The following is a 25757-nucleotide window of genomic DNA, read 5'->3' on the forward strand; positions in this document are numbered from 1 at the left end:
CTTACAAGGTAAACCGGCGGACCAACGTCTCCAACTCCTTGGCCGCTTCCGATAAGGTGATCGCCGAAGCGGATACCTCCTGGGTGGCGGCGCTTTGCTCGTCGGTTCCGCTCGCCAAGACTTGGGCTAAGGAAGAAGTATGCTGCGCCAACTCCGCCGCCGAAACCGCCGTCGCCGCGACTTCCTGAGACCCAGCGGACAACTGTTCGGCAATGGCGGAAATCTCTTGGATTTGTTCGTCCACATGATTTACGGCTAGCGCGATTTCGGCGAACGTGCGCCCGGTCTCGCGGACGGAGCCCATGCCGGTTTCTACTTGCATCACGCCGGTCTCCATCGCTCCCGCCGCGGCAAGCGTAATTCTCCGGATTTCGTTCACGAGTTCGGAGACCTGCATAGCCGCGGACTCCGATTGCATCGATAACTTCTTGACTTCCGTCGCGACGACCGCAAAACCGAGCCCGTGTTCCCCCGCTCGGGCCGCTTCGATCGACGCGTTCAACGACAACAAATTCGTCTGTTGGGCGATCCCGGAGATGACTCCGATAAATTGTTGAATTTCCGCCGAGCAAGTTTCCATTCTCCGGATTTCGACCGCCAAGCTGCCGACCGCCGTCTGAATGGCGTTCATGCGGGCAACGGCGTCCCGCACAAGGACATCTCCCTGCTTTACCATATTGTCCGTTCGACTCGAAGCGTCGGCCGCATCCGTCGTTGCCCCCGCGATCCGTTGAATGCCGTGGCTCATTTCTTCCATCGCTCGGGAGCTGTCTTCCGCCCCTCGATGTTGAGTGAGCGCGCTCTCCGCCATCGTTTGCACGAACCCCACGGCTTGGGTTACCATGCTTGCCGTCGTTTCGGCATTCGAGGATAATTCCGCCGACGAGGCGGCGACTTGATGCGCCGTTCTGGCGACGTGGCTTACGAGCTCGCGCAATCTGCGAACCATCTCGTTCGTCGCGGCAGCCAGGTCGCCGATTTCGTCTTTATTGGCGATCGCGAGCGGCTCGACGGCGAGATCGCCTTTCGCCACTCGAGCGATGGCGCTCGTTACCTTTTTCAACGGGGCTGAAAGCATACGAGTAATGACGAACGCTAGTACGCTCACGAGAACAACGGAAACTACGATCATCCAAATCGTGAAACGTAACGCGGTTTCGAAGGCGTTCGCCGCATCGCGCTCGGAATGGATAGCCCCGTCATGATTATAAACGACCAATTGGTCCAGATAGGATTGAAGCGTAATGAACTGAGTCAGCTTTTCGATTAACGTCTTCCTAGCCAGCGTATTGTATTCGGCGCCTTTCGCGCTGTTCTCTATTATCAATTGATTATCGGTTCTGAAAATAGTCCAATATTGCTTCAGCTTCTCGAAGCTTTCGCGTTCCTCCGGATCGTCGGCCATGGCTTCGTAGGATACGAAGAGCTCGTCGATCGAAGCGTAGGTCGATTGAATTTCGCCCGCTACGTAATCTTGTTGGCTTTCGTCCTCGGCGTGAATGTGCCGGAACGTAAGCGTAACCACATGCTCCATCAAGTAAGTCATTCGGTTCACGGCTTCGACGCCGGGCATCCACTCCGTCGCGATCGTTTCGGTATCTTGCTTCATCGCGTTCATTCGGTTCGCCGCAACCGACCCGAGGATGCACATCAGGAGCAAGACGAAAGAGAAACAAGCGATCAACTTTTTTTGTACGGACCATCGCAGAAACATAGATTCGACCCTCTCCCGGAATGATTGTTCGACTTCTCTTTTTATTTGCTATTGCTGATGAAAACTAACTCGCGAACGCTCGCCTCCTTTCCTCCGGACCGCATTGCGGTACAAGAATAGGTTTGTAAGCGGCAGATAAAATCGAACGATCCGAAGCAAAGGTCGGTTCCCCCAAAAAGCATCAATAGAATGTGGTGTCTTGTGGTCTTCCGAATCATTATTCCTCAGTATCCCACATCCTGTCAACCCGATTCTACATTTTTCAACATGGGAAATGAAAAGACGGTATCGCCGCGTCGGCAATACCGTCTTTCATTCGAGTCTGTTATAAGCTTTTAGGGTCCAGAGGCTCATGGTAGAAGAGAATGCGCCAATGCTGCCTTTCCGTTCCCGAGATCGTCGTGGCGACGGTTTTAGGCGACTTGGAATTCGACGGTCGAACCGACGAGCATCCCTGCGACGATTACGGATCCCGTTTAATCAGATCGTAGGCATCACGTTGCCGCCGTTCACCGGAACATAAGCCCCTGTAATAAAGCTGGCCAGATCGGATGCCAAGAACGCCACCGCGTTCGCGATTTCCTGATCGGTTCCGCGGCGTCGTAACGGAACGCTCTTCTCGTACGATTCGTTGCGTTCCGAGTGATTCTCCCGGTCCCGGTCGCTGATCGTCCAGCCCGGCGCCACCTGATTCACGGTAATTCGATGCTCGCCGACTTCTTTCGCCAAGACCCGGTAGATCCCGTCCATTCCCCGTTTCCCCGCCACATAAGCGGATTGACCCGGGAAGTTTTGCATGGCGCACTCCGTGTTGATGCCGATCATGCGGCCGTATTTGTTCGCGATCATCCCTGGAACGAACGCTTTCGCTAGGTGGACGCTCTGCAGGACGCACGAGCCGAATTGGCTCGCGTAATCCTCCAGCGGCTGCTCCAGAACGGTCGTCCATTGATACTGGACGACGGCGTTGGCGACAACGATGTCAACGCTCCCTATCGTCGCGTTCGCGATCTCGTCTTTCATGCGGAGCACGGAAGCGAAATCGGTGATATCGGCTTGAACCGCGAACGCGGTTCTGCCCAACGCTTCGATTTCATGCTGCAGCTGCGCGGCTTTCTCTTCGTTGCTATGGTAATGAATGACGATATCTGCCCCGCAATTCCCTAACGTTCGAGCCATCACTCTCCCCAGCTGACCCGTCGCTCCCGTGATCAGAGCGGTTTTCCCGGACAAGTCGATGTACATACGGACACGCCTCCTCTATGACTATAGAGGAAGGATTCGATGCGGACGAGTAAAACCCTTCCGGAAGCGAAACATAACTCGTCTGCGCATTCGTATCCTTGCACCGCCGCGGAGACGGGGGCCGGATAGGGCGTCGCGCTAAGCGACCTTTTTATAATCGCGATTCATAATATTTTTCACCAAGGATGGCCATTTGGAATTCGACGGACAGTATTTGCGCGCGACCTTCTCGACGCTGGTTAATCCCTTGTCGACGTAAAAGTCGGCGATGATTTGTCCGAATTTCTCGACGCTTTCGCCCTTGGTTTCGAAGCTCAAGGCGTTTTTATACGGATTTTTCCCAGAGGCATTGAGCCCGAACAAATTGTTCTTGTTCTTCGCGATCTTGCTCTTCCCGTGGCCGCTCTCCAGCTTCATGACGGCAATGATGAAGTAGGAGTTGATGCCATACTCCTCCTCTACCGCTAAGACCGCCTTCTCCAAGCCCTGCCCTTCCAGGGGAGTGCCTTCGAATAATTCGGCGATATGCGCTTCCGTCAGTCCCGAGTCGGACGTGACGGAAGACGTCGGTTTCGAAGGACTGTCCTCCGGCTTCTTCGACTCGGGGGAAGGCTCGGCCGCGACCGCTTTCGATGCGCTCGGCTCGGCCGAAAGAATCGACACCGCGGAAGACTTCTTCGTTTCCCCGGAAGCCGCGATCGCTTTCGCGTACTTCCCATGAACGTATCCCCCGCTCTTCAGCTCCAGCCATCCATTGTCGGTCGGTCGAACGACTTCGAGCACGCTGCCTTGCGAAACGACGTCCAAAATCTCGGACGTATTCGCCGCAGCGGCCCGTACGTTAAGGAAATACGCGGTGACTTCATAAACGGCCGCCGATTCGATCGACGGAACGGGTTCGATTACATCCTTCGGCTGCGTGACGTTATGGGGGGCAGGGGAAGTAGCTTGTCCGCCGGTGAATTCGAGGGGAGGATGCTGCCGCGGAGTGAACGGGGGTTGGTAATCTATCGTCGAAGTCGATGTATCGCTCACCGCGGACGGGACCGAAGCGGCGTCCGTCGGATTGTGATTCGAGATTCCGAAATCCAGGCCCATCGTGAAGAGCAGCGTCAAGCAGAGGATCCCTTTTATCGCATAATGCTTCACTTGATTACGCATTGTCCCACCCACCTCTTGGATTCGTTCGGATGTGAATTAAGAAGATTGTACACAAACGTTCTCGAGAAGCTTGTCACTTTGTCTGAGAAGAATATGATATTGTTTGTCGATATATTCCAAATCCGCACGGATCGTGGTCTGAAAATGAAAATTTCCGTCTAATAGTTAGAATTTTACGAAAATAAAAAAGCACCCTTCCGGATGCTTTTCCCCCATGCTCATCGATATTCCCCGAGGATCTCGACCGCTTCTTCCGCCAAACTCGCGTCGATGGCCGCATCCACGTCGATGTCTTTGATTAACGCGCCTCTTTCTTTATACCACTCGTACTGGGCTTTAATATCATCGACGAACATCGTGCCGTTCGGGTTCAGCCCCGTCACGTTCACTTGCTCCCAGAGCGCGGCATCCTTCAGCGCGGTGTATTCCGTCATGATACGGATGACGCCTTCCTGGTCGCCGGCGCCCTTCACGAACGCGTCGTTGTAATCTCTCAGCCCCTTCAGGTAAGCGAGCATGAACCGAATCGCCACGTCGCGCTTCTCCGTCACGAACTCCGGCGAGGCGAGCACCATGGCGATCTGCGCCTTCGGAGCGAAATCGGTCGCGTCCAGGAACTTCGCATGAATGCCTTCCGAGGCGCCCCGCGTAACGAGCGGCTCGATCTGCAGCGCCGCGTCGATCGAGTTCGTCTCCATCCCGGCGAGCATGTTCGCGAAGTCGGGAATGAGCACGAATTCGACGTCGTCTCGAGTCAGGCCGGCATGATCGAGCATCGATTGGAAAATGTAATCGTCGACCGCGTTCTCCGACGACACCGCGATCCGCTTGCCCTTGAGATCCTTGTAATCTCGGATCGTGCCTTCTTGATCCTTATCGACGACGAACGTAAAATACGATTCGCCTTTCCGGTTATGCCCCTTGTCGGCGATCATCCGGACGTCGATGCCTTGCGCGATCGAGTTGAAGAACGACGCGGTCGAGACGCCGCCGGCCACGTCGATCTCCCCGATCGCCAGCGCCGGAAGCATCTCGTCGCTGTTCGCGAACGTCGCGAATTCGACCTCGATGTTATACTCTGCGAAATAACCTTTGCTTTCCGCAATATAGAAGCCTGCGCCGGATGCGGCGCCGTCTTCCGCGATGACGACTTTCGTTTTCTCCGCCAGCGGCTCCAGGTCGCCGCTGGCGGAGGCGCTTCCCGGTTCGTCGGCCGGCGCCGGGCGCTCCTGGCTGCAGCCCGTTAAGACGGCAACGAGGATCAGCATCGCGGATAATAACACAATCCCCCATCGTTTCATCATCATCTTTCCTTTCGCTAATGCGCTCTAGAGCTCTGTACCTCGCGTTGGAGGTGATTCCATATGTGAACGAACGTATCCGACATGTTCGGATGGGAGCGAATTTGCTCCATCGTCCGCGGACGCGGGAGATCCACTCGCTTCTCCCCTGCGATGCTGCCCGGATGCGCCGATAGTAAAATTACGCGGTCGCTCAACATGAGCGCCTCGTCGATGCTATGCGTAATAAAGAGGACGGTCTTTCGATCCTCCTCCCAAATGTTGAGTAATTCCTTCTGCATTATAAATTTGTTCTGCTCGTCGAGCGCGGCGAACGGTTCATCCATTAATAAAATTTCCGGATCGTTGGCGAAGGCGCGCGCGATGTTGACTCGTTGCTTCATGCCGCCGGACAGCTCCTTCGGGTACAGCCTCGAAAATTGGCGCAGCCCGACCTTTTCCAAATAGTGTTCTACGCGTTCGGCGATCCGCTTCTTCGGCAGATGCCGCATTTGCAAGCCGAAGGCGACGTTGTCCCAGACGGTCAACCAGGGGATGATCCCGTTTTCTTGAAACACCATCGACTGCAGCGGTTTGTTCGGATCCGTCCGTCGAATCGTATAAGAGCCCGCGCTCGGCTTCTCCAAATCCGCGAGAATGCGCAGCAGCGTCGTCTTGCCGCACCCGCTCGGACCGACGAGGCAGACGAACTCTCCGTCTTCGATTTCCATCGAGATGTTTTCTAGGGCCGTCACGTGCCGGTCTTTCCTGTAAAACACTTTCGTCAGACGGTCGACCGTAATTTTCGTTTCTTTCGCCACGATGATCCCCCCTCGTTATTGCCAAGGCACGAGCTTCGATTGAAGCCGGCGCAGCAAGATGGAGAACGTAAAGCCGAAGAAAGAGATCAAGATCAAGCCCACGTACATCGGGTTAAAATTGAACACTTTATACGAGCTCCAAATCAGATAACCGATCCCTTGGTTCGCGCCGATCATCTCGGCCGCGACGATGGTCAGCAGCGCGATCGCCTGCCCCATCTGCACGCCCTCCAACATGACGGGAAGCGCCCCCGGCAAGGCGATCCGCAGGAAGAATTCCTTGGGCCCGGCGCCATAGTTGTTGGCGACGTCGATATAAGCCCGGTCGATATTCGCGACGCCGGCGGCGGTGTTGATGACGACGGGAAAGAAGACGCTGCCCGCGATCGTCATCGCCTTCGACATCTCGCCGATGCCGAAGACGATCAGAATGAGCGGCATGAGCGCCAAGGTCGGGATCGGCATCAGCGCCATCAGGAGCGGCGAGAAGAACGAACGGAACGGCCGGTACATGCCCATGAGCAAGCCGATGACGACGCCGGGAATCGTTCCGATCAGAAATCCGAGAACGATCCGCGTTAAGCTGATGCCTACATGGGCGAGCAGCACGCCGTTGACCGTCAAATCCCAGAACGTCCGAAGGATGCTGGTCGGCGGCGGGAAAAAACGAGGGTCGATGAGCGACGTGCGCGATAGCAGCTCCCAGAGCGCCAAAATGAGGATCGGGGACGAGACGGTCAACCACTGCTGACGTCTTCGACTTCGTTCCGCTCTTCGCCATTCCTGTTGTTCGAGTTCCATAGGTGTCGGACGAAGTTCGCTGTTGTCGGCCTTCAAGCGATTCACCACCTTTACTACTTGCATCGTATGCGCAAGCGCCCAGATGGGTGCTCGTCGGGTCAGGGCGGAGCGGTCCGGAGAAATCCTCCCGAACATAAAAAAACAGAGGGAGCTTCCCCCTCTGTTCTCAATTCCATCGTCTGCCGGGAAGACTAGATCCGCTGACGCGCCTCCTCGTATTCGCTCTCCAATTGCGCGACGATGTCCCGGACGGATTGACGTTCTCGAACGGCCGCGACGCCTTGGCCCGCGGAGAAGATCGTTTTCCACGCTTTGTGCTCCGTCATCCGTGGCGAATCCGCGTTCCCCCGATCCCGTCGAGCGATATCGATCCGGCTCGCCCGCAGCGAGGGGAGCAGGAAATTCGCGTGTACGCCGGTAATCGCATCCGTGTAGACGATGTCTTCGATGGAGCTTTGAATCACCATCTCCTTATACGCGTCGGATGCGCTCCCCTCGTCGGCCGCGAGAAACCGGGTTCCCATGTAAGCATAATCGGCTCCGGCGACCCGCGCGGCCGCGATGTCGGCTCCCGTCGATATACCGCCCGCCAGAACGATCGTACCTTCATAAAATGATTTCACCGCATGGATAAAGGCGAACGGATTCAGCTGACCCCCATGACCTCCGGCGCCGGCGCACACTAAGATTAAACCGTCCACCCCCGCTTTCGCCGCCTTCCGGGCATGCTTCTCGCAGATGACGTCGGCGTACACCGCTCCCCCGTATCGTTGCACCGCTTCGACGATCGGCGCCGGATCGCCCAACGAGCTGATGACGAGAGGAGGCCGATACGCTTCGATTAAGGCCAAATCTTCGTCGAACCGAGGATTTTCCCCGCGATGGCTAATGATATTGACGCCCCACGTCTCCGTCGGCAACGCCTCTTTCATTTCCGACAACCATTCCGCGCATATTTCCGGCGTTCGCGCATTCAGAAGCGGGATCGTCCCGATGACGCCCTGCCGACAGCTTTCGATCACCATTCGGGGGCTGGATACCAGAAACATCGGAGCCACGATAATCGGCAACCGCATAAATCCACTCCTTCGCATGTAGTCGGTTCTACAAGTCGAGCGATCCTGGGATGATGCCCCCATTGTAACACGCCGTCTAGGAATCCGTCCGCTGTTCGGCGCAGCGGGTCGTCGCGTACGTGCGGATGGCGCGAGGATGGATTCGCGAGCGATCCGATCGCGGTGGCACCATTCGTTTTCCATGGAAGTGGCTCTCCTGATTTCCCGGTCCGCATGGTACGGTTGAGGAAGACAGAGACGGCGGCACCGCCGCGTCGGAAGGAGAAAGAGATGCGTATCGAACATCGGAATGATCGAATCCTCGTTGGGGCGTTGATGCTGGGGGTCGTGGCGGCAAGCGTGTTACTCTCAAGAGGTCTGGGGGCAGCGGCGGACGAGCCTGACGTCGCTCGGGAAGAGGCGTGCGAAGCTTCCCGCTATGTCGTGGGGACGAACCCGCCGGATTAGCGGGTTTGTCCGTGTCGTCCAATATCGGAGAGCACGTTCCGAATTCGGTCGATCCCCGCGGCCATCTCCTGCTCCTGCAAGTTGGCGTACCCGATGATCAGCTTGTTCCCATGCTTTCGCCCGTCCGCCGAATGAATCCGTACCGGTTGGACGAAGACGCCGGCGTCGTACAATCGCCGAACGATCGATTCCGTGAATTCGATGCCTGCGAAATCCGCGATCAGATGGAGACCCGTAGAATCGCCCTCGATCGTAACGTCGTCTCCAAAAGCGCGGATGAGCATCCGTCTTACCGCGTCCCTCTTCCGCTTATACACTTTCTTCATCTGCCGAATATGGCGTTCGAGATGACCTTCCTCCAAGAACCGAGCTAGAATCAGCTGCTCCAAGGAAGGCGTGTGCAAGTCGCTGAACCACTTCAGCTGCCGGCTGCGCTCGATAAGCGGCAACGGCAAGATCATGTACCCGATCCGTAACGCCGGGGACAATATCTTGCTGAAGGTTCCAAGATAGATGACGACATTCGGATCCAGCCCCTGCAACGAAGGAATCGGGTCGCCTTCATACCGGAATTCGCTGTCGTAATCGTCCTCGATGACGTAGTTGCCCGTCCTTCGTGCATATTCGATCAGTTGCACCCTCCGTTGAATCGGCAGGATGGATCCGAGAGGGTACTGATGCGACGGCGTGACATAGACGCTGCCGCAATCGGCTCCTCGGGCCAGCACGCTCGGATCGATCCCGGCTTCGTCGACGGGAAGCGGGACGAGCCGGGCGCCATGTGTGGCGAAGATCGTCTGGATATCGTTCGTGATCGGATCCTCGAGGACGAACGGTTCCCCGTGCCGCACGCACAGCTTCGCGACGAGCGTGATCGCTTGGGTCGCCCCCGAAGTGATCAGCACCTGCTCCGGGGAGCATCGAACGCCGCGGACCCGATAGACGTATTTGGCGATGGCGTTCCGCAACTCGGACCTGCCTTCCGGCGAATCATACCCGAAATCTCGGCTGGGCGTATACGCCAGCACTTGCTGCGCGAGCTGCGACCACTTCCGCCTGGGGAACAAGTCCAAGGCGGGGATGCCGGATCGGAAACTAATGATTTCGGGCTTCTTCGCCTCTACGATCGGCGCGGCCGGCGCGGCCGGAGTTTCGGATCCGGCGAGCAGCGCGCCTTCCGCGACGAACGTGCCCCTTCCCCGCTTTCCCTCTAAGTATCCTTCCGCCGTCAGTTGATCGTAAGCTTCCAACAAGATGTTCCTCGACACCTGCAGATCGAGCGCCAACTGCCGGGTGGACGGCAGCGCTTCGCCGGCCTTCCGCTCGCCGTTCAAGATGCTCGCGCGCAGCTGCGAGATGATTTGTTCCTTCAGCGATGTCTTTCGCGACCGATCGATCGTAATCCAGACCACTTGCGAATCCGCTCCTACGAAGTAGATATTTTCTTAGATTACCATAGAAAACGAGAGAAGCACTCGATCCGTCATGGATCAAGTGCTTCTCGCCGGACAGGTTCGGCTACTCCTTCACGGAACCGAGCGTGATGCCGTGAATGAAGAAACGCTGCAAAAACGGATAGATGACCAATACAGGAATCATGGCGATGAAAATTTTAGCCGCGTTCAACGTCTGGTTCGACAACTCGCTTAATTTCTTGTATTCGTCCTCGGTCATCGTGGTCGTATCGATGACGACGACGAGCTGCTGGATGTACGTCTGTAACGGGTACATCTCCGCCGACGACATGAGCACCAAGCCGTGGAAAAATTCGTTCCAGTGGTATACGATGCTGAACAGCGTAATCGTCGCCAGTACCGGTACGGCGAGCGGCGCGAAAATTTGGAGCAGCATGTACCACGGGCCCGCCCCGTCGACGAGCGCCGCCTCTTCGAGTTCCTTCGGCAGATTGCGGAAGAAGTTGACGACGAGAATGACGTGAAACACTTGCACGCCGCCCGCCAAAACCAACGCCCAGATCGTGTTCATCAGCCCGTACGCCTTAATCGTCATATACCAAGGGATCAATCCGCCGTTGAACAGCATGCAGAAGACGAGCAGCCACATAAATACGTTGCGCGGCCGGAAGTCTTTCGTCGTCTTCGACAGCGGGTACGCCATCAGCACGATGACGACGAAGTTGATCGTGGCGCCGAGCCCGACGCGCAAGAGCGAGATGCCGAACGAGTTGATGAATCGCGCATCCGTCATGATCGTGTCGTACGACTGCGTCGTGAACCCGATCGGCCATAAGCTGACGTCGCCCGCCGCGGCCGCCGCCTTGTCGCTTAAGCTCAACGCGAGCGTATACCAGATCGGAAGCACGCACACGAGCGCGATGCCGATCAGAGACGCGAGCAGGACGACGTCGAACATGCGAGAGCCGAACGTCCCTTCTCTTACCATGGTCTAGTCCGCTCCTCTATTAGAAAATGCGATAATTTGCGAATTTGGAAGCCAATCCATAGGAAATCACGATCAAGACGAAGCTGACGACGGACTTCAGCAGCCCCATCGCCGTCGCGAGACTGAACTGCAAATTCACGAGACCCGCGCGGTACACCCACGTATCGATAATGTCGCCCGTCGAGTAGACGAGCGGGTTATACAGGTTGAACACCTGATCGAACCCGGCGTTCAGGACGTTGCCGAGGCTGAGCACCGCGAGCAAGACGACCGTCGTCGAGATGCCGGGCAGCGTCACGTGCCACAGCCGTTGCAGCCGTCGAGCGCCGTCCATCGCCGCGGCTTCGTACAGCGAAGGGTTAATCGCCGTAAGCGCGGCCAAGTAAATGATCGTGTTGAAGCCGAATTCCTTCCACACGTCGCTGCCGACGATAATGTAAGGGAATAATTCCGCCCTCGCGAAAAACAGGATCGGCTCGACGCCGAACGCGGACAATAGCTGATTGACCGGCCCCTTCAACGCGAACACATCCAGAAGAATGCCGGACAAGATGACCCAAGATAGAAAATGAGGCAAGTACACGACCGTCTGCACCCAGCGCTTCACGACTTGCAGCCGCAGCTCGTTCAGCATCAGCGCGAAAACGAGCGGCACGAGCAAATTGCCCGCGATCTTCAGCACCGCGATAAATACGGTGTTATACAAGACGGTCTTGCTGTCGCCGAGCAGGAACATGAACTCGAAATTTTCGAGACCGATCCACTCCGAGCCGAAGATCCCCAAGCCCGGATTAAAATCTTGGAACGCCATGACGATGCCGACCATCGGCACCATGTTGAACAGAACGAGCCAGATGAGGCCCGGCAGCAGCATGAGATAATAATGCTTCTCGAACGCTCTCGTCTTCATGCGTTACTCCCGTCTCCCGGTACGGCGAGGCGCCGGACTTCACCGTCCGACGCCCGCCCGCCGAGCCTGTTATTCTTGAATCGCTTCCGCCACTTCTTCGGTAATTTTATCTCCGCCCAGCTTCTTCCACTCTTCGACGAACGAGTCGAACGTGTCGATCGGTGCCGCGCCCATGATGATCTTGAGGAACGTCTCGTTCTCGAGCTTCTCGAGGTTCGCCCAACGGCTCTCCATCGTCTTCGTCTGCGAATACGTCAGGCTGTACACCTCGTTGCGTGGCTCGAGCAGCGGCGCGCCGCCGACGAAGAGCGAATACTGTCGGCTCCAGATGCCCATGTCTTCCGTGTTCCAGTATTGGATGTCGTATTTGTCGTACGGCTCGAGCTTCGCCTTCTTGACCTTCACGGCATCGTCCGCGAGCAGCTTGTAACCCGGGATGTTCAAGTCTTCCGGCGTCTTCGTTCCGGCGAGCACTTCCTTCAACATCTCCACGGAGAACTCGATTTCGTCGACCGGCGCGTAGACGATCCGTACCGGGTAGTGATTCAAGCTGACGCTGACGTCGAACGTCGCTTCGTCGCGGACGAGCAAGTTCATCAGCTTGAGCGCCACTTCGGGATGCTCGTAATCTTTACGCACGGCGAGGAACGTATTGGACGGCGTCGCCATATGCGGGCTGTATTCGCCATTGACGTCCAACGGCAGCGCGTATGCCTGCCAGTTCGCCGTCGGGTCGTTCTTGATCGCGTCCGGCAGCGGCCAGTAGCCCATCCAGAACGGGCCGAAGAAGATGCCGGACTTGCCGCCGACGACCGGCTCCGCCGCGTCCTTGCGAATGCTCATCTCTTGGTCGATGAGCCCTTCCGCATACATATCGCGCAGCGTCGCGAGCGCGTCCTTCACCTGCGGCTGGATGGAGCCGTACTGCGGCTTCCCGTCGTCGCCCTCGAGCCAGAAGCCCGGGTAGGCCAGGAACGCGGAGAAGATCGGGTCGAGGCCGAAGGTGTTGTTGCTCGAGGCGATGAAGTTCGCGTGCAGCTTGCCTCCCGCCTGCGGACCGGAGATGCCGATCGTGTCCTTCTGACCGTTGCCGTCCGGGTCGTTCTCGACGAACGCCTTCGCGACCGCGCGAAGGTCCTCGACCGTCTTCGGCACCTCGAGACCGAGCTTGTCGAGCCAGTCTTTGCGAATCCACATCGTGTGCACCGCGTCGCCGCGCGCCGTGACGTTCGGCAGCGCCATCATCTTCCCGTCGAACGTGACGGCTTTCATCGCGCGGCCTTCCGTCTTCTCGATGATGCCCTTGATGGCCGGCGACGCGTATTGCTCGAACACTTCCGTCAGGTCCGCGATCTGATTCGCTTTAACCATCTGGCGCAGCTGCGCGTCGTTCACGACGACGAGATCCGGCAGGTCGTTGCTCGCGATCGCGAGGTTGACCTTCTGGTCGTAATCTTTGCCCGTCGCGGTTTGCCAAATGATCTTCGTCTCGACGTTCAGCTGCTCCTTAATATGTCTCGTATATTGATTGTTCTCCGGCGTGTCGCCGGCCGGCAAGCTCGTGTCGGTCGGATCGATCGCTTGCCCGACGTTAATCGTGATCGGACTTTCGTATTTGCCGAACGGGTCGGCCGGAGCTGCGGGAGCGTCGGCGTTCGCCGCGGTCTCGCTCGTCTTCTCGCTTGACTTCCCGCTCGGATTCGACGAAGGTTCCCCCGTGCCGCACGCCGTCAACGTCAGCATAACCGCCGCCAACAAGATGGACAGTCCTTTGCTTGAAGCTATCATGATTTCCCCTTCTTTCGATCGGTTTTCCTTACATCCTAAGGATAGCATGGATGTAAGCGCTTCACGGTTAGACGGTCGTTCGACGTTCGGTCGAGGAATGACTCGGGATCCCGCGCCGCCGAAACAAATCTCCCCCCATCCGCCGGACATCTCTCACCTTGACGACCTCGATCGGAACTCGCTGGGCAAACACCCCGTGTAATCGCGGAACAGCCGGCTGAAATATTTCTCGTCCTGATATCCGGTTTGCTCGGCGATCCACTGGATCGGCTTCGCGGTATGGAGCAGGTATTCCTTCGCCTTCTCCATCCGGAGCGTCCGGACGTATTCGTTGAACGGCTTGCCGCCGATGTCGCGGAAGCATTGGCTGAAGTAGCTCCGGCTCATATTGACGCGCCTTGCGACGTCGGCGGCCAGCAGCGGTCCGTTCCACTCGTCCTTCACGATCGCGATCGCCTTCATGACCGCCGCGGCGACATCGGCCGAATACAGCGAAGCGCCCGTCGCCACCGCCGTCCATCGCCGAACGTCCCGGAACCACGCCTCCGCTCCGTTCCAATGCTCGAGCCGTTCCGGCAGCGGCGGCCGTTCCCCCGCGACCGCCGCGAACACGCGGCTCCACTCGCTCTCGACGACGAACAGAATCGTCTCGAGCCTCGCCGCGGGCAAGCGCGCGTCGCGCAGCCGCCGCAAGCGGTCGGCGAAGGCGGATTCTTCTTCGCGCAGCCACTCGAGCGACAACCATTCGTCCCGCAGCTGGAGGGCGATCGCTTCGGCCGTCTCCGCCGGCGGGGACGACAACCGGTCCGCCGTCGTGTCGACGAAGCGATGGTCGGGCTCGTAGGCATAGAAATACTCGCGCGAACGATACCCGCGCAGCCCGCGGTGGACCGTCCCGCGACGCTTGCCCGTCAGCGATGCGACGCGCAGGAGCAGCCAGCCTTCCCGCTCGCTTATCCGCCGCAGCCACGCATCGAGCGCCGCATCTTCCGGAGCGGCTTGTTCCGCGCACGTCCACAACCAGAGGCCGTCCTCGACCTCCTCGACGTCCGCGCCCGCGAACGGCGCCTCGCGAAGAAGCGGATCCGACGCGTCGGCGGGTTCCCCTTCTCCCGCGATCAACGCGTATCCGAGGCCGACGGCATAGACGTCCGGCATAGCGGCGGAACGGACGCGACGCTCTTCTTGCATCCGCTGATAAACGCGGCCGAGCACTTCGTCGAACCGTTCCCGCTCGAGCTGCACCTTAGCGATGTAATCGATCGCCCCAAGCCGCAGCGCCTCTTGGATATAATCGAAATCCTGATGCAGCGTCAACACGACGATATACAGCGAAGGATATTTCGCGCGCGCGGCGCGCATCAGCTCGATGCCCGACATGACCGGCATCGCCAAGTCGGTAAGCAGGAGATCGACCTCGTGCCGCTCCAGAAACTCCAACGCCTTCTCCCCGTTGTTCGCCTCGCCGACGACCTCCATCTCGAAATCCGCCCACGGCATGGCGGATATCAATCCTTGCCGAACCAGCTTATCGTCGTCGACGACCAAAACTTTGATCATGAGATCCGCTCCTTCCCGTTCGTTCCCGCCGGCAGCGTCAGCGTGACGGTCGTTCCGCGGCCGACCTCGCTTCGGATGTCCATGACGGCTCGTCCTTCGTAGAACGATTCGACCGTTCGTTTCACATAATTCATGCCGATGCCCATGCCCACTTTCTCCTTGCCCTGGCTCTCGCGATGCAGCACCTGCTTCAGCGTCTCCTCGCTCATGCCCGCGCCGTTATCCGACACGGTAATCCGGAGCGCGCCGTCGAACGACACGCGCACGAGGATGCGGCCGTCGTCCTGCAGCCCATGATACAGCGCGTTCTCGACGAGCGGCTGCAAGATGAACCGCGGAATCTCGAGATCGAGCACTTGCTCGTCCGTCTCCACTTCGACGTTGAAGTCGAAGTCGTACCGAATTTTCTGCAGCGTCAAGTATTGCTCCAACGCATCGAGCTCTTCCCGGACGGTCGTCCGTTCGCCGGTCTTTCCTAAGTTGTAGTACAGAAGCTTATTCAACGACACGATCAGCTTGTCGATCTCGCCTTGACCTTTCATCACCGCGAGCCAATGCGCCGTGTCAAGCGTATTCATCAGGAAGTGAGGATTGATCTGGTAGCGCAGCTTCTCGATTTCCAAATCCGCGCGCCGCTGCGCCGAAGCCTCGACCTCCCGGAACAGCCTGCGAATTTCCCCTTTCATGCCGTTCATCTGTTTTAGCAGGTAGCTGAATTCCGGGATATTCGACACCGTCGTGATCGGCTCCAGATTGCTCTTGGACATGCGCCGAATTTCGCGGTTGAAGTCGTTCAGCGGGCGATACACCATCTTCCAGAGCAGCCAAGCCAGTCCTAACGTCACCGCGAGGAACAGCAGACAGAAGACGGCGATTTGCACGAGCCACAAGTCTCTCTCTTGCATATATTCCGTCTTCGGGATCGCGGACACGATGCTCCAGCCCTGATCGCTTGTCCCCCGGAACCAATAGTACCCGTTATGAAAGCCCGATTCCGCGGCGTTGTCGCCGTCGGCGAAGGCGGTGCCCTGCGGGAAGGCGCCGGGCAGCTCCGAATAGACGACGTCCCCGTCGACGTCGAGAATGAGGTGCCGGGTGTTCGGGCTGAAGCGGTTATTTTCCAGAATGTTCTGCGTCAGCTTAAAGCCGGATTCGATATACACGTAGACGTCGTCCCGTTCCGGCAAGTCCACCTTCCGAAGCACGGACAGCACATATTGATTGTTGAACTGGTCTTGACTGAGGTGCGGCCCCTTATAGGTGACGCGGTATTGCTCGGCCAGCGTCGGGAGCCGCAGCGGATCGAAGTTTCTCGCGGCGTTCAGGTTTTCGAATTTATACGTGCCGTCGTTCGCGAAATAATACAACGTCAAGCCGATATTGGGGTTCGTATATGTGATCGTATCGAGGTCGGCGTTGATTTCGTCGATCAGCTCCGCTTGCCGATACGGCTCGGTGGCTTCGAGGAATTGCCCGAGCTTGGGACCGACGCTTCCCTGGAACGCGAGCTGCTGCGAGACGTGGTTCATGTTGGAGAACGCGTTTTCGAGCGATAAGCGCACTTGCCCCATGTTGTTGCGAATCGTCGAGTGGATTTTATTGGTGAGCATCGAGTTGATCGTGTAATAGGACAGAACGGTAATTCCCACGAACGGGAGTAGGAAGGTAATCATGAAAATGAGGATAATTCGGCGCTTCAAGGTAAGGAAAGCCAACCACCTGGTGGAGAGACGCTGTCGCTTCATGGCGTTCGTTCCTTTCCGCTGCGGATATTACGGACAACGATATCACGGGTCCTTCGATCCATCAATAGGTTTGCGGACGTAAGCGAAAACAGACGAAGCCCGAGGGCTTCGTCTGTTTTCGCGTTCATGCTCGCGTCATTGTCTTGCGTAAGCATGATTCCCGATTTCGGCTACCACTTCGAGCCGATCCCAGAACGATCCGCCGGTTACGTCGGGATTATAAAAATACACTGCGTCTTCGATATTGTTTTTCCCGTCCAAGGCGTCCCTCGTCGCCCGAAGCGCGCTGTCGTTCGGTTCGCTCCGGTCCAGCAAGCCGTTATGGGCGGGCGGGAATTGGCGTCCCGAATAAATCACGTCGCGGATCGTATTCGGAAATCGCGAATCCTTCACGCGGTTCAAAATAATATTGGCGATAGCTAACTGCCCTTCGTACGACTCCGAACCGGCTTCGACCTGGACAAGCTTCGCGAGCAGCTGCATGTCTTCCTCCGTGTACGGGTCGGCCGGTCGCAGCTCGGGAAGTTCCTCCGCCGTCGATGCCGTCGACGTCAACTCGGCCGTCTTCTCGGCTTCGTTCCATTCCACGCTGGCGTTCATGAGCTCGGCCGCGAAGCGGAAGGGAAGGTACGTTCTTCCGTCCGCCAGGTAAGGCGACACGTCCATAAGGTAGCGCTGCTCATTCATTCGAACGACGGGCACGCCGTTCCTCATCACGATTTTATCGTTCGTCGTAGTATGAATGGTCGCGGCTTCATCGGCCCCGTCCCACTCCACCGTCGCGCCGAACAATCCCGCTAGGGGCGCGACCGGCAAGAACAACCTTCCATCCGTCATTCGAATCGGGTCGTCCAGAAGCACTTCTTCCCCATTGATCGTAACGCTTGCGTCCTCTAAGATCACAGTCTCGTCGTTGGCGGCAGCGGGGGACAACGGCGTTGCGGCGAACAAGAGCAAGACGGTTAGTCCAGCCAGCGCTTGCTTCCGCTTCGGCTTCCTTCTTAGCTTCATCGGGACCTCCTTACATTTGATCGAATGCGCTCAAATCGTAGGCGTCTCCCTGTACTGTATCACAATCGTCGGTCCGTTGTAACCCGCGTCCGTCATTCCACACATAGCATTTTCTGGGAAACAACGTCCGCGAACAACGTCATCCCCGGCGTCTCCGCCGCATGAATGACGTGCGCGAAGCCCGCGTGCTCCGGCAACCAGTCTTCCAGCCGATTGGGTTTGCGGAGCACGGCGTCCGGCCGGAAGTCGACGTCCTCCCGGCCTGCGAAGAGCGCCCCGTAGAAAATGTCGCTTTCCACAAGGTCCTGAAAGAAGTGGCTTCCATAGCTGAGCTCCGGCATGAAGCCCTCGCTCGGTACGGCGACCTCGAATAAAGCGGTCATGTGGCACAGCTCCGAGAACCGCAGCGGCACGCCGAGCGACGGAATCGTCGTACCCCACCGCCCCGGACCGATCAACAGCGCATGCTGCCCCTTGAGCCGCGCATTCAACTTGCCGATCGCGCGGGCGACCGAATATTTATCCCGATCGGTAAGCTGCGCATACGCCTCGGGTCGGACGTAGACGACGCGTTCTACCGGCAACCGCGCGTTTCCGCCCATGAAATTCCCCCTCGCGGCGAAGAAGAGGCGTTCCCCCGCGTCCGGACCGAACTCGGGCAGCTGCACGGCGCCTTGACCGCCGAGTCCTCGGGTTTGCATCGGACGGCATTGCAGCACGTTGATCTTGAATCGTCCGTCCGCGCCGAAGTTCGCCGTGAATTCCAGATCGACCGGATAATCGTACACTCTCTCGAGCAGCGCCAACATGTCCCGCATCATAGCGGGGAACTCGCTCTCCCGCAGGAGCTTGCGGAATTGAAGCAGCTGCGGGGTCGGCGACGAACGCATACCTAGCTCCCGCATTCGGCGCTCCGTCTCGTAATCCGGCGTCGCGAACCAACCGCGATCGGTCTTCAGATCGAGCTGAAGCACCTCGTCGGCTTTCCGGGTCGTCAGCTTGTTCTCGACGAGCGACAGCACATCGACTTCGTGCTGCGAATACTTCCGTTCGTCCTCCGCATACATCGGCGGCAGACGCGACGGGTCGTCGAGAGCGACTAGACGGGTATAGTCCCCTTCGGTCCGATCCACCGCGCGCGTGCCGAGGCCGAAGACGAGACGCAGCATCCCCGCGTTCATATCGATGCCCTGCTCCCATACATAGAGGTTCATGGAAAATCCGACGCCGGCCACGTGCGGAAAGAAGTGATCCCGATAATGGTCGCCCGAGACGCGCTGAACGAGAATAGCCATCTGCTCGTCGCGGTCGAATAAGCCGCGGTTCAACCGGTACTGCAGCGCGTCCTCGTCCATCGAGCTGGCGTAGACGACGCGGATCGCTTGCTCAAGCGCTTCGTATCGTTCTTCGGGCGTTCCCTGGTTCGCGCAGAAGACGCTCTCGTATTTACCGGCGAACGCATTGCCGAAATTATCCTCGAGCAGGGAGCTCGAACGGACGATGATCGGCGATTGGCCGAAATACTCCAGCATCTGCATCAAGCGTTCCCGGATATTCGGCGGGAACTTCCCCTGAAGCAGCTTCGTCTTCAGCTCTTTGCCGTACTCGAAAAACCCTTCCTCCGTTCGCTGCTTCGACCGCAGCCCCCACCATCCGTTCTGCACGATGTAGGTGTAATACACATCCGAGCCGATGTAGTACGAATCGTGCGGCTCCAGGCAGTCGGCGAATTGCTGCCGTCCTTCGCTCTCGAGTATTTTGCGCGCCAATAGCATGCCGACGCTCTTCCCTCCGATGAAGCCGGTGCCGATTTCGCGCGAGGCGACGAGGAGCAAATCCGCCAGCGTGAAGTACCGATCGCACAGCTCGGTCATCCGGCCGGCGTCGCCGCCGAGCATCATCGCGATCAAGGTTCGCTTCACTTCCGCCTGCCGCCCCGCATCCGATTGCAGCGCGTTCTGCGCCTGTTGCAGGAGGACATCCCAGTAATCCAACCGTTCCGCTCCCCGACGAATGGCCGAGAACAGCTCCGCCGTCTCCGCGCTCGCGGTAATGGACACCGCTTCGTCCCCGCGGATCAGGTGCGGGAAAAACATCGTCGGCGAATAGCGGTTCCACACCTTAAGCGGATGAATATACACATTTCCGTTCACGCGGTATACATCCAGCAGCAGCTGGGTCGTCTCGCGAATGCCCGCGATCGTGCTGTACGTGTGCGCGCTGCGAATGAGCGCGAAATAAGCGATCGTATCGAGCTCATACAAATAGGGACATACGATCTTGAAGAAGTTGCCGATCATGAAGTCCGATTTCCACTGTTCCAACAGCTCGGTTAAGCTGTCGAACACGTAGAAGGCTTGCTTCCCCCTGCGTTCGATCAACGCATACACTTCGGCCGTGAATCGTTCGAAGCCCCGCGTCGGATCGATCTCGTACGTGTCTACCTCCGGATGCTCCCCGATGACCGGATCATGCTTGCCGAAGCGAACGTAGACGAGCCGGCGCTCGTCTCTGAGCGATTGTTCGATGTAAGGCGCGACCAGCCGTTGATAGTCTTCGGTCGAATCGACCTGCCACACCACGTTGTCGCCCAAGCGCAGCATGTCGATCACTTGATCGAAGCCCGGCAGCCCCGTACTTGCTTTCCCGCGAAATCCCATGATACCGCCGCCTTTTCTACAGCTCCTATTTCCACTATTATAATTCATTCCTATCGGGATTCCGAAGGTTCGAGTACGAAACGCCACGGAAGCTCCTTGCCTTTCGTGATGCCGATTCGCGGCGTTCTGCGGACCGTTCCTACCGCCTGCCCCGGTTCGAGTCGCAAGCCGTCGCCGGCGAGCGCGCCGGGTTCGAGCAGGCGATAACCGTTCCAGCTCAGATCGATGCCCAGGCCTTGGGCAAGCTTCCCCGGGCCGTTCAATAGAAGCCTATCCGAGACGCCCGGCCGATTCCGCCGGATCCGATCGATTCCTTCCAGGGCGATTCCTCCCCGAAGCAAGACCGCGCCGATCTCTCCGGGCTCGTGGGCGACGATGTTCATGCAATGATGCATCCCGTAGATGAGATAAACGTACAAGTAACCGACGTCGCCGAACATAAGCCGATTCCGGGCGGTTACCCCTCGGCTGGCATGGCTGGCCGGGTCGTCGCCGCCTTTGTACGCTTCCGTCTCCGTAATGCGAATTCGAATGACGCCGCGTTCCGTCCTGCGGACTAACTCCCATCCTAGTAGCCGCTCCGCCGCTTCTACCGTATCTTTTTCTAGGACACGATACCCTTCCATCCTTTTTCGCCCGCCTCTGATCCTTGTGTCCTATCTAGCTTAACCCAAACGAAGGGGGTTCTTTTCCTTTACGGCTTTAATTTTTTGCGAGTCCGTACAAGCCGGGCTCGGACGTTTCGATTTTCCCCAAGACAAGATGGATCCCGTCCGGCGCCGTGACGATCGTTCGTACGTCCGTTATTGTCATCGACAATCATTTTCCCTCCTGAAATATTTATATCGTTAACCTACTCTCGCCCATCCATCGTCCAACGCTTTCCCGAATTCCGGCATCCCGGGCAAGATCAAGCCGCCGGCGATCCGCAACGTTGCGCCGGTAACATTAGGAAGCTTCGTCGGACACGAGCCATGCGACCGCCTTCCCGATATCGTCCGGCATTTATGAAACCGCCGTTCGGAACGTAAAGAAGGGCCGCTCCCGTTGACGAAACTTAGGAGCAGCCCAAAATAGTGGATTAATTCGTTACTTGTCCTTCGTATCCTGCGCGGATTCGTTCGATATATTGTTTGGAGTAGGCCATCACGTCTCGAGTCGCCTGTTCCATGACAATATGAACGTAAGGTTTATACCGATGAAGCAGCTTCAAATATAAATCGTAATTCATCCGTCCGTATCCCGGGGACGCCGTGAGCAGCTTGCCGTCCTCGGACAGGAACCGGTCCTTCGCGTGGGCCGCGATGATCCGATCTCCCAGCAAGTCGAAGGCTTCTCGAATCACGTCGTCTTGCGTTGCGAAGTTGCCCTCCGTCAGCAGGTTCCCCGGATCGATCACGACGCCGACATTCGGCGACGGCACTTCCTCGAGAAGTCTGCCTAATTCGGAAGCCGTTCCGATCAGGTGTCCGTTCGCCGGCTCCATGCCGACGAAGACGCCCCACCGTTCCGCCTCCTCGGCGAGCTCCTCCAGCGCGTGCCGCATCGCTTTCCAATCCTGCTCATTGTAATCGCTCCCCGGCAGCGTTCCCGACTCGGCGGCAACGATGCTGCAGCCGAACGAACGAGCATACCGAAGCAGCTCCTTAAACCGCGCGTGATTCGCCCTCCGCCGCTCGACGTCGCGGTCGAATAGGTGAAGATAGCATCCCAACACGGAGATCGAGACGTTGCGCTTGGCGAACTCTTCTCCGATATACGAGGCTAACCCCGGGCTAAGCTTCCCCGGTTCGGAGAAATCAACGTCGCTGATCGCCTTCCACAGCGCGAGCTGCACGTGGGAGAACCCGGCCTCGGATACCTCCGCCGCCAATTGTTTCGCAGGCAAGCTTCCGAACAGATGCGCTAAAACGCCGACAGACATGGAATTCACGCCTTTCCGCAAAAAATGATGGACTACGTATGTATTCCACGCGCAGGGCGATTTTCCTTCGATAACGGTTTATCGAGACGTGCCAGCGGTTATTTCAAAGTAATCTCTTTCTTCCACGCCGCTTCCTCGCCTTTCTCGTTCGCGAAGAGAAAGACGACCTCCCCGGTCTCGCCGACCCTCTCGTCCGGATAGAAGAAGCCCATCATTTGACCGTTCCCGCTAATATAAAACCCTTCTTCTCCCGTTTGACCGTTCGAGATCGCATCCGCCGTCGACGCGGCGACGTTCGTTCGCTCGGAAACCCATTGCATTTCGCGAAGCGCGTACCCTTCCGGAACGCTCCGGACGCCGAAGGAGAAGGCATGCCCTTCGATCGGCATGGGCGTCTGGTCGATAACGACGCGAATTTCCGATTCGGCGGCCGCGGGTTCACTCGCCGGCTGTTCGGCCGGCGCTTGCGGAGCCGCGTCGCCGCTCGTTCCGGCGTTCGAGCCGGAGGCGCACGCGCCGGCGACGAACAGAACCATAACTGCGGATAATTTTAGCATTCGCTTCCGTGAGAGGTTCAAACACGGAGTCTGTTTCATTAACCTAGCGAAATGTTAATATTATAAACTTCTTTGCCTTTGACGAACGTCGATACTAGGGAGAGATTTTCATCCAGGACCAAAAAGTCCGCGTCTTTCCCGGCCTCGAGCGTCCCCTTCCGGGCCGTAACTCCGGCTTGCCGAGCCGGAACCGTCGTGAAGGAAGGCAGCAGCCTTTCGAGCGGGTAGCCGGTGAACCGAAGGGCGTTCCTCAACGCCGCGATCATCGTCAGAGAGCTTCCGGCGAGGCTCGAGCCGTCCTTCAGCCAGATTTGACCGTCTTTCATCGTTCGGTCGCCATAGTCTCCGTCGGGCAATCCCGCGCTGGACACCGCGTCCGTGATCATGCACACGCGATCCGGGCCCTTGACGTCGAACAGCAGCTTAACGACCGCCGGATGAACGTGAATCCCGTCTGCAATTAACTCCGTCGTAAGTTCCTTACAGAGAAGTCCGGCGCCGACGACGCCGGGCTCCCGATGGTGAAGCGGGCTCATGCCGTTGAAATGGTGAGTCGTTTGGGAGGCCCCTCTCGCAATGGCGTCCAGTGCCTGGGCATACGTCGCGTCCGAATGTCCGATCGAAACCGCGATGCCCGCCTTCGACAACGTCTCCACCGCTTCCATGCCGCCGTCGAGCTCCGGCGCAAGCGTCACGAGACGAATAAGCCCTCGCGAAACCTCGATGAATCGTCGAAGCTCTTCCACGTTCGGAGCGCATAGTTGCGACTTATTTTGAGCTCCGGCGCGAACCGCGCTCAAATAAGGACCCTCCAGATGGATTCCGAGCATCTCCGCTCCTTCCAGCCCCCGCTCGGCCGAATCGGCGCAATTGCGCAGCGCCCGTACGATCGCTTCCTTCGAATCCGTGTTCGTGGTCGCAAGGAACGACGTCGTGCCGTGAGCCGCATGAAAGCGGCTCATTCCGTTCAGATCTTCATAACTTCCCTTCATCGTGTGGTACCCGGCGCCGCCGTGAACATGGACGTCGACGAAGCCGGGAATCACGATTTTCCCTTGGACATCCACGATCGACGCTTCTTCGCGGCCCTCGGCGATCTCCGGTCCGCCGACCGCTTCGATGCGCCCCTCTTCGCCGATTAATAGCGTTCCGCTATCGAAAATCCCATGATTTGTATAAAGCATACCGTTGACGACTATTTTCTTCATAAGCTTTCACTCCCTGATTGAATTGTATATTAGTTCGCCGGGCATTACGAGAACATCTCCATGGTATAGCGAATCGTTCTCCCCCTCCTACAAGCTAATTTTAATTTATACTAGGCGTCTTTTATCCAATACATAATGAATAAAATCCTCTCAGTAAACGATGGTTTTGCCTCATCGCTATAGGAAATCCGACGATGATAGACTGAACTTGGCATAAACATGTGTAACGAAGCGAGGGGAACCTTATGGAGAAAGTCGTCGTAACGGTCGTCGAGTCGCCGGACGGCCCGCCGGGAAAGGCCAACCGGGACATCCAAGCGGCCATCGACTACGTGTCATACCTTGGCGGAGGCACGGTGCGGATCGGGAGAGGCGTGTTCGAGCTCGAAACGGCTATCCATCTGCGCTCTCATGTGAAATTGGAAGGCACTCCGGGGGAGACGGTGCTCCGGCAGCGAGAAGAACGAGTGTCGCCCCTGGCGGCCGACGCCGATTTGCACGAACGGCAAGTGACGGTAGAGCGCCCGGACGTATTCCCTGTTGGGCAGACGATTACGATTCGCAAAGCGACCGCCAGCATGGGCTTCGGCGATACGGTCGCCGTCGTCACGGCGAAGGAAGGGAATACGCTCTACCTCGACCGCGAGATCGTCTCCACCGTCCTGTTGGCGAACGGCGGCATCGCGACGACGCAAACTTCGGTCATCAGCGCTTACGACTGCGAGCGAATCGAAATTCGGAACCTTATCGTGGAGGGGAAAAAGAGCAATGCTCTCGCGGAAGGGTGCCGCAACGCGGGCATCTATTTGTACGGTTCGCACAATGTTGTAATCGAAGGCTGTACGGTAAGGGACTATAACGGGGACGGGATCAGTTACCAGCACTGTTCGGCGATTCGCGTGCAAGCTTGCGAATGCGTCCGCAACGGCGGCAAGGGGATTCATCCCGGGAGCGGCACAGTAGATACGCTGATCCGGGACAGCGTCTTTAACGAAAACGGCATGGACGGCATCTTTCTCTGCTGGAGAGTGCAAGACAGCGTCGTCGAGCATAACGAGGCGGTCGGCAACCGGGCGAACGGACTTTCGATCGGCCATAAAGACGTTCGGAACGTGATTCGGTACAACCGGTTTTCGGATAACGGATACTACGGGATCTTCTTCCGCAACGAAGGAGAGCCGATGGCCGCCAACTACAACCGCGTCGAATGGAACACGATCGAAGACAACGGTTCGGAAGCGATGGGCTATGTCGGCATCCGCATTCGCGGCCACACGCATCATGTCGAATTCGTCGCCAACCGGATTTCGTTCGGGAAAGCGCCGCGGGATCGAACGATCGGCATCTGCATGGAGGAACATACGCGAGATCTCCTGCTCGAAGACAATGAGTTCGTCGGTTGCGCGTTGCCGACGCACCATCACTGGCTCCCGGAAGGCGAATAAT

General features: G+C 57.8%; 20 protein-coding genes. 1 reads left to right on the forward strand and 19 read right to left on the reverse strand.

The window, feature by feature from the left end; all coding sequences use genetic code 11:
* Nucleotide 1 precedes the first annotated feature (1 nt).
* From RIN49_RS00310 to nagA, 19 genes are all read right to left on the reverse strand, one after another.
* Entirely contained in the window at nt 2-1714 is a 1713-nt protein-coding gene (locus RIN49_RS00310; protein ID WP_309118167.1) for a methyl-accepting chemotaxis protein, read from the reverse strand.
* 480 nt (nt 1715-2194) lie between these two features.
* Nucleotides 2195-2959 (reverse strand): SDR family NAD(P)-dependent oxidoreductase, encoded by a 765-nt coding sequence (locus RIN49_RS00315; protein ID WP_309118168.1) that lies wholly within the window; start codon nt 2957-2959, stop codon nt 2195-2197.
* 138 nt (nt 2960-3097) lie between these two features.
* Entirely contained in the window at nt 3098-4120 is a 1023-nt protein-coding gene (locus RIN49_RS00320; protein ID WP_309118169.1) for a glucosaminidase domain-containing protein, read from the reverse strand.
* Between the two features lie 218 nt (nt 4121-4338).
* A complete protein-coding gene (locus tag RIN49_RS00325) occupies nt 4339-5421 on the reverse strand; it encodes an ABC transporter substrate-binding protein (RefSeq protein ID WP_309118170.1) in 1083 nt (360 codons plus the stop codon).
* A 17-nt stretch (nt 5422-5438) separates the two neighbouring features.
* Entirely contained in the window at nt 5439-6221 is a 783-nt protein-coding gene (locus RIN49_RS00330) for an ABC transporter ATP-binding protein (RefSeq protein ID WP_309118171.1), read from the reverse strand.
* 15 nt (nt 6222-6236) lie between these two features.
* A complete protein-coding gene (locus RIN49_RS00335; protein ID WP_309118172.1) occupies nt 6237-7085 on the reverse strand; it encodes an ABC transporter permease in 849 nt (282 codons plus the stop codon).
* Between the two features lie 128 nt (nt 7086-7213).
* A complete protein-coding gene (locus RIN49_RS00340; RefSeq protein ID WP_309118173.1) occupies nt 7214-8098 on the reverse strand; it encodes an NAD(P)H-dependent flavin oxidoreductase in 885 nt (294 codons plus the stop codon).
* 443 nt (nt 8099-8541) lie between these two features.
* Entirely contained in the window at nt 8542-9957 is a 1416-nt protein-coding gene (gene pdxR / locus RIN49_RS00345; protein WP_309118174.1) for a MocR-like pyridoxine biosynthesis transcription factor PdxR, read from the reverse strand.
* Between the two features lie 106 nt (nt 9958-10063).
* On the reverse strand, nt 10064-10948 hold the full coding sequence (locus RIN49_RS00350; protein ID WP_309118175.1) for a carbohydrate ABC transporter permease: 885 nt from the start codon (nt 10946-10948) through the stop codon (nt 10064-10066).
* 19 nt (nt 10949-10967) lie between these two features.
* On the reverse strand, nt 10968-11858 hold the full coding sequence (locus tag RIN49_RS00355) for an ABC transporter permease (protein ID WP_309118176.1): 891 nt from the start codon (nt 11856-11858) through the stop codon (nt 10968-10970).
* A 69-nt stretch (nt 11859-11927) separates the two neighbouring features.
* Nucleotides 11928-13646 (reverse strand): extracellular solute-binding protein, encoded by a 1719-nt coding sequence (locus RIN49_RS00360; RefSeq protein ID WP_309118177.1) that lies wholly within the window; start codon nt 13644-13646, stop codon nt 11928-11930.
* Nucleotides 13647-13799: 153 nt separating this feature from the next.
* Nucleotides 13800-15206 carry a response regulator gene (locus RIN49_RS00365; protein WP_309118178.1) on the reverse strand — a complete coding sequence of 469 codons (1407 nt, stop codon included), beginning with the start codon at nt 15204-15206 and terminating at the stop codon, nt 13800-13802.
* Entirely contained in the window at nt 15203-16951 is a 1749-nt protein-coding gene (locus tag RIN49_RS00370) for a sensor histidine kinase (protein WP_309118179.1), read from the reverse strand. The genes RIN49_RS00365 and RIN49_RS00370 overlap by 4 nt, the downstream gene beginning before the upstream one ends.
* 135 nt (nt 16952-17086) lie before the next feature.
* Entirely contained in the window at nt 17087-17962 is an 876-nt protein-coding gene (locus RIN49_RS00375; protein WP_309118180.1) for a cell wall hydrolase, read from the reverse strand.
* Nucleotides 17963-18054: 92 nt separating this feature from the next.
* The gene (locus RIN49_RS00380) at nt 18055-20622 is read right to left on the reverse strand and encodes a PEP/pyruvate-binding domain-containing protein (protein ID WP_309118181.1); all 2568 of its coding nucleotides are present in this window, start codon (nt 20620-20622) and stop codon (nt 18055-18057) included.
* 50 nt (nt 20623-20672) lie between these two features.
* Nucleotides 20673-21248, reverse strand: a complete 576-nt coding sequence (locus tag RIN49_RS00385) for a DNA-3-methyladenine glycosylase (RefSeq protein ID WP_309118182.1) — start codon at nt 21246-21248, stop codon at nt 20673-20675.
* 455 nt (nt 21249-21703) lie between these two features.
* Nucleotides 21704-22546: a sugar phosphate isomerase/epimerase family protein gene (locus RIN49_RS00390; protein ID WP_309118183.1), complete on the reverse strand. Its 843-nt coding sequence runs from the start codon at nt 22544-22546 to the stop codon at nt 21704-21706.
* Nucleotides 22547-22644: 98 nt separating this feature from the next.
* Entirely contained in the window at nt 22645-23103 is a 459-nt protein-coding gene (locus RIN49_RS00395; protein WP_309118184.1) for a hypothetical protein, read from the reverse strand.
* A 38-nt stretch (nt 23104-23141) separates the two neighbouring features.
* Nucleotides 23142-24311: an N-acetylglucosamine-6-phosphate deacetylase gene (gene nagA, locus RIN49_RS00400; protein WP_309118185.1), complete on the reverse strand. Its 1170-nt coding sequence runs from the start codon at nt 24309-24311 to the stop codon at nt 23142-23144.
* 245 nt (nt 24312-24556) lie between these two features.
* Here nagA and RIN49_RS00405 point away from each other — a divergent pair, with 245 nt between their 5' ends.
* On the forward strand, nt 24557-25756 hold the full coding sequence (locus RIN49_RS00405) for a right-handed parallel beta-helix repeat-containing protein (RefSeq protein ID WP_309118186.1): 1200 nt from the start codon (nt 24557-24559) through the stop codon (nt 25754-25756).
* Nucleotide 25757: the final 1 nt, after the last annotated feature.

Source organism: Paenibacillus sp., from assembly GCF_031177825.1.
Taxonomy (GTDB): domain Bacteria; phylum Bacillota; class Bacilli; order Paenibacillales; family YIM-B00363; genus Paenibacillus_AE.

Coding starts and splice junctions, on each gene's coding strand:
- RIN49_RS00310 (WP_309118167.1), bottom strand. CDS start 1,714: ATGTTTCTGCGATGGTCCGTACAAAAAAAGTTGATCGCTTGTTTCTCT.
- RIN49_RS00315 (WP_309118168.1), bottom strand. CDS start 2,959: ATGTACATCGACTTGTCCGGGAAAACCGCTCTGATCACGGGAGCGACG.
- RIN49_RS00320 (WP_309118169.1), bottom strand. CDS start 4,120: ATGCGTAATCAAGTGAAGCATTATGCGATAAAAGGGATCCTCTGCTTG.
- RIN49_RS00325 (WP_309118170.1), bottom strand. CDS start 5,421: ATGAAACGATGGGGGATTGTGTTATTATCCGCGATGCTGATCCTCGTT.
- RIN49_RS00335 (WP_309118172.1), bottom strand. CDS start 7,085: ATGCAAGTAGTAAAGGTGGTGAATCGCTTGAAGGCCGACAACAGCGAA.
- RIN49_RS00340 (WP_309118173.1), bottom strand. CDS start 8,098: ATGCGGTTGCCGATTATCGTGGCTCCGATGTTTCTGGTATCCAGCCCC.
- RIN49_RS00350 (WP_309118175.1), bottom strand. CDS start 10,948: ATGGTAAGAGAAGGGACGTTCGGCTCTCGCATGTTCGACGTCGTCCTG.
- RIN49_RS00355 (WP_309118176.1), bottom strand. CDS start 11,858: ATGAAGACGAGAGCGTTCGAGAAGCATTATTATCTCATGCTGCTGCCG.
- RIN49_RS00360 (WP_309118177.1), bottom strand. CDS start 13,646: ATGATAGCTTCAAGCAAAGGACTGTCCATCTTGTTGGCGGCGGTTATG.
- RIN49_RS00365 (WP_309118178.1), bottom strand. CDS start 15,206: ATGATCAAAGTTTTGGTCGTCGACGACGATAAGCTGGTTCGGCAAGGA.
- RIN49_RS00370 (WP_309118179.1), bottom strand. CDS start 16,951: ATGAAGCGACAGCGTCTCTCCACCAGGTGGTTGGCTTTCCTTACCTTG.
- RIN49_RS00375 (WP_309118180.1), bottom strand. CDS start 17,962: ATGAAGCTAAGAAGGAAGCCGAAGCGGAAGCAAGCGCTGGCTGGACTA.
- RIN49_RS00380 (WP_309118181.1), bottom strand. CDS start 20,622: ATGGGATTTCGCGGGAAAGCAAGTACGGGGCTGCCGGGCTTCGATCAA.
- RIN49_RS00385 (WP_309118182.1), bottom strand. CDS start 21,248: ATGGAAGGGTATCGTGTCCTAGAAAAAGATACGGTAGAAGCGGCGGAG.
- RIN49_RS00390 (WP_309118183.1), bottom strand. CDS start 22,546: ATGTCTGTCGGCGTTTTAGCGCATCTGTTCGGAAGCTTGCCTGCGAAA.
- RIN49_RS00395 (WP_309118184.1), bottom strand. CDS start 23,103: ATGCTAAAATTATCCGCAGTTATGGTTCTGTTCGTCGCCGGCGCGTGC.
- nagA (WP_309118185.1), bottom strand. CDS start 24,311: ATGAAGAAAATAGTCGTCAACGGTATGCTTTATACAAATCATGGGATT.
- RIN49_RS00405 (WP_309118186.1), top strand. CDS start 24,557: ATGGAGAAAGTCGTCGTAACGGTCGTCGAGTCGCCGGACGGCCCGCCG.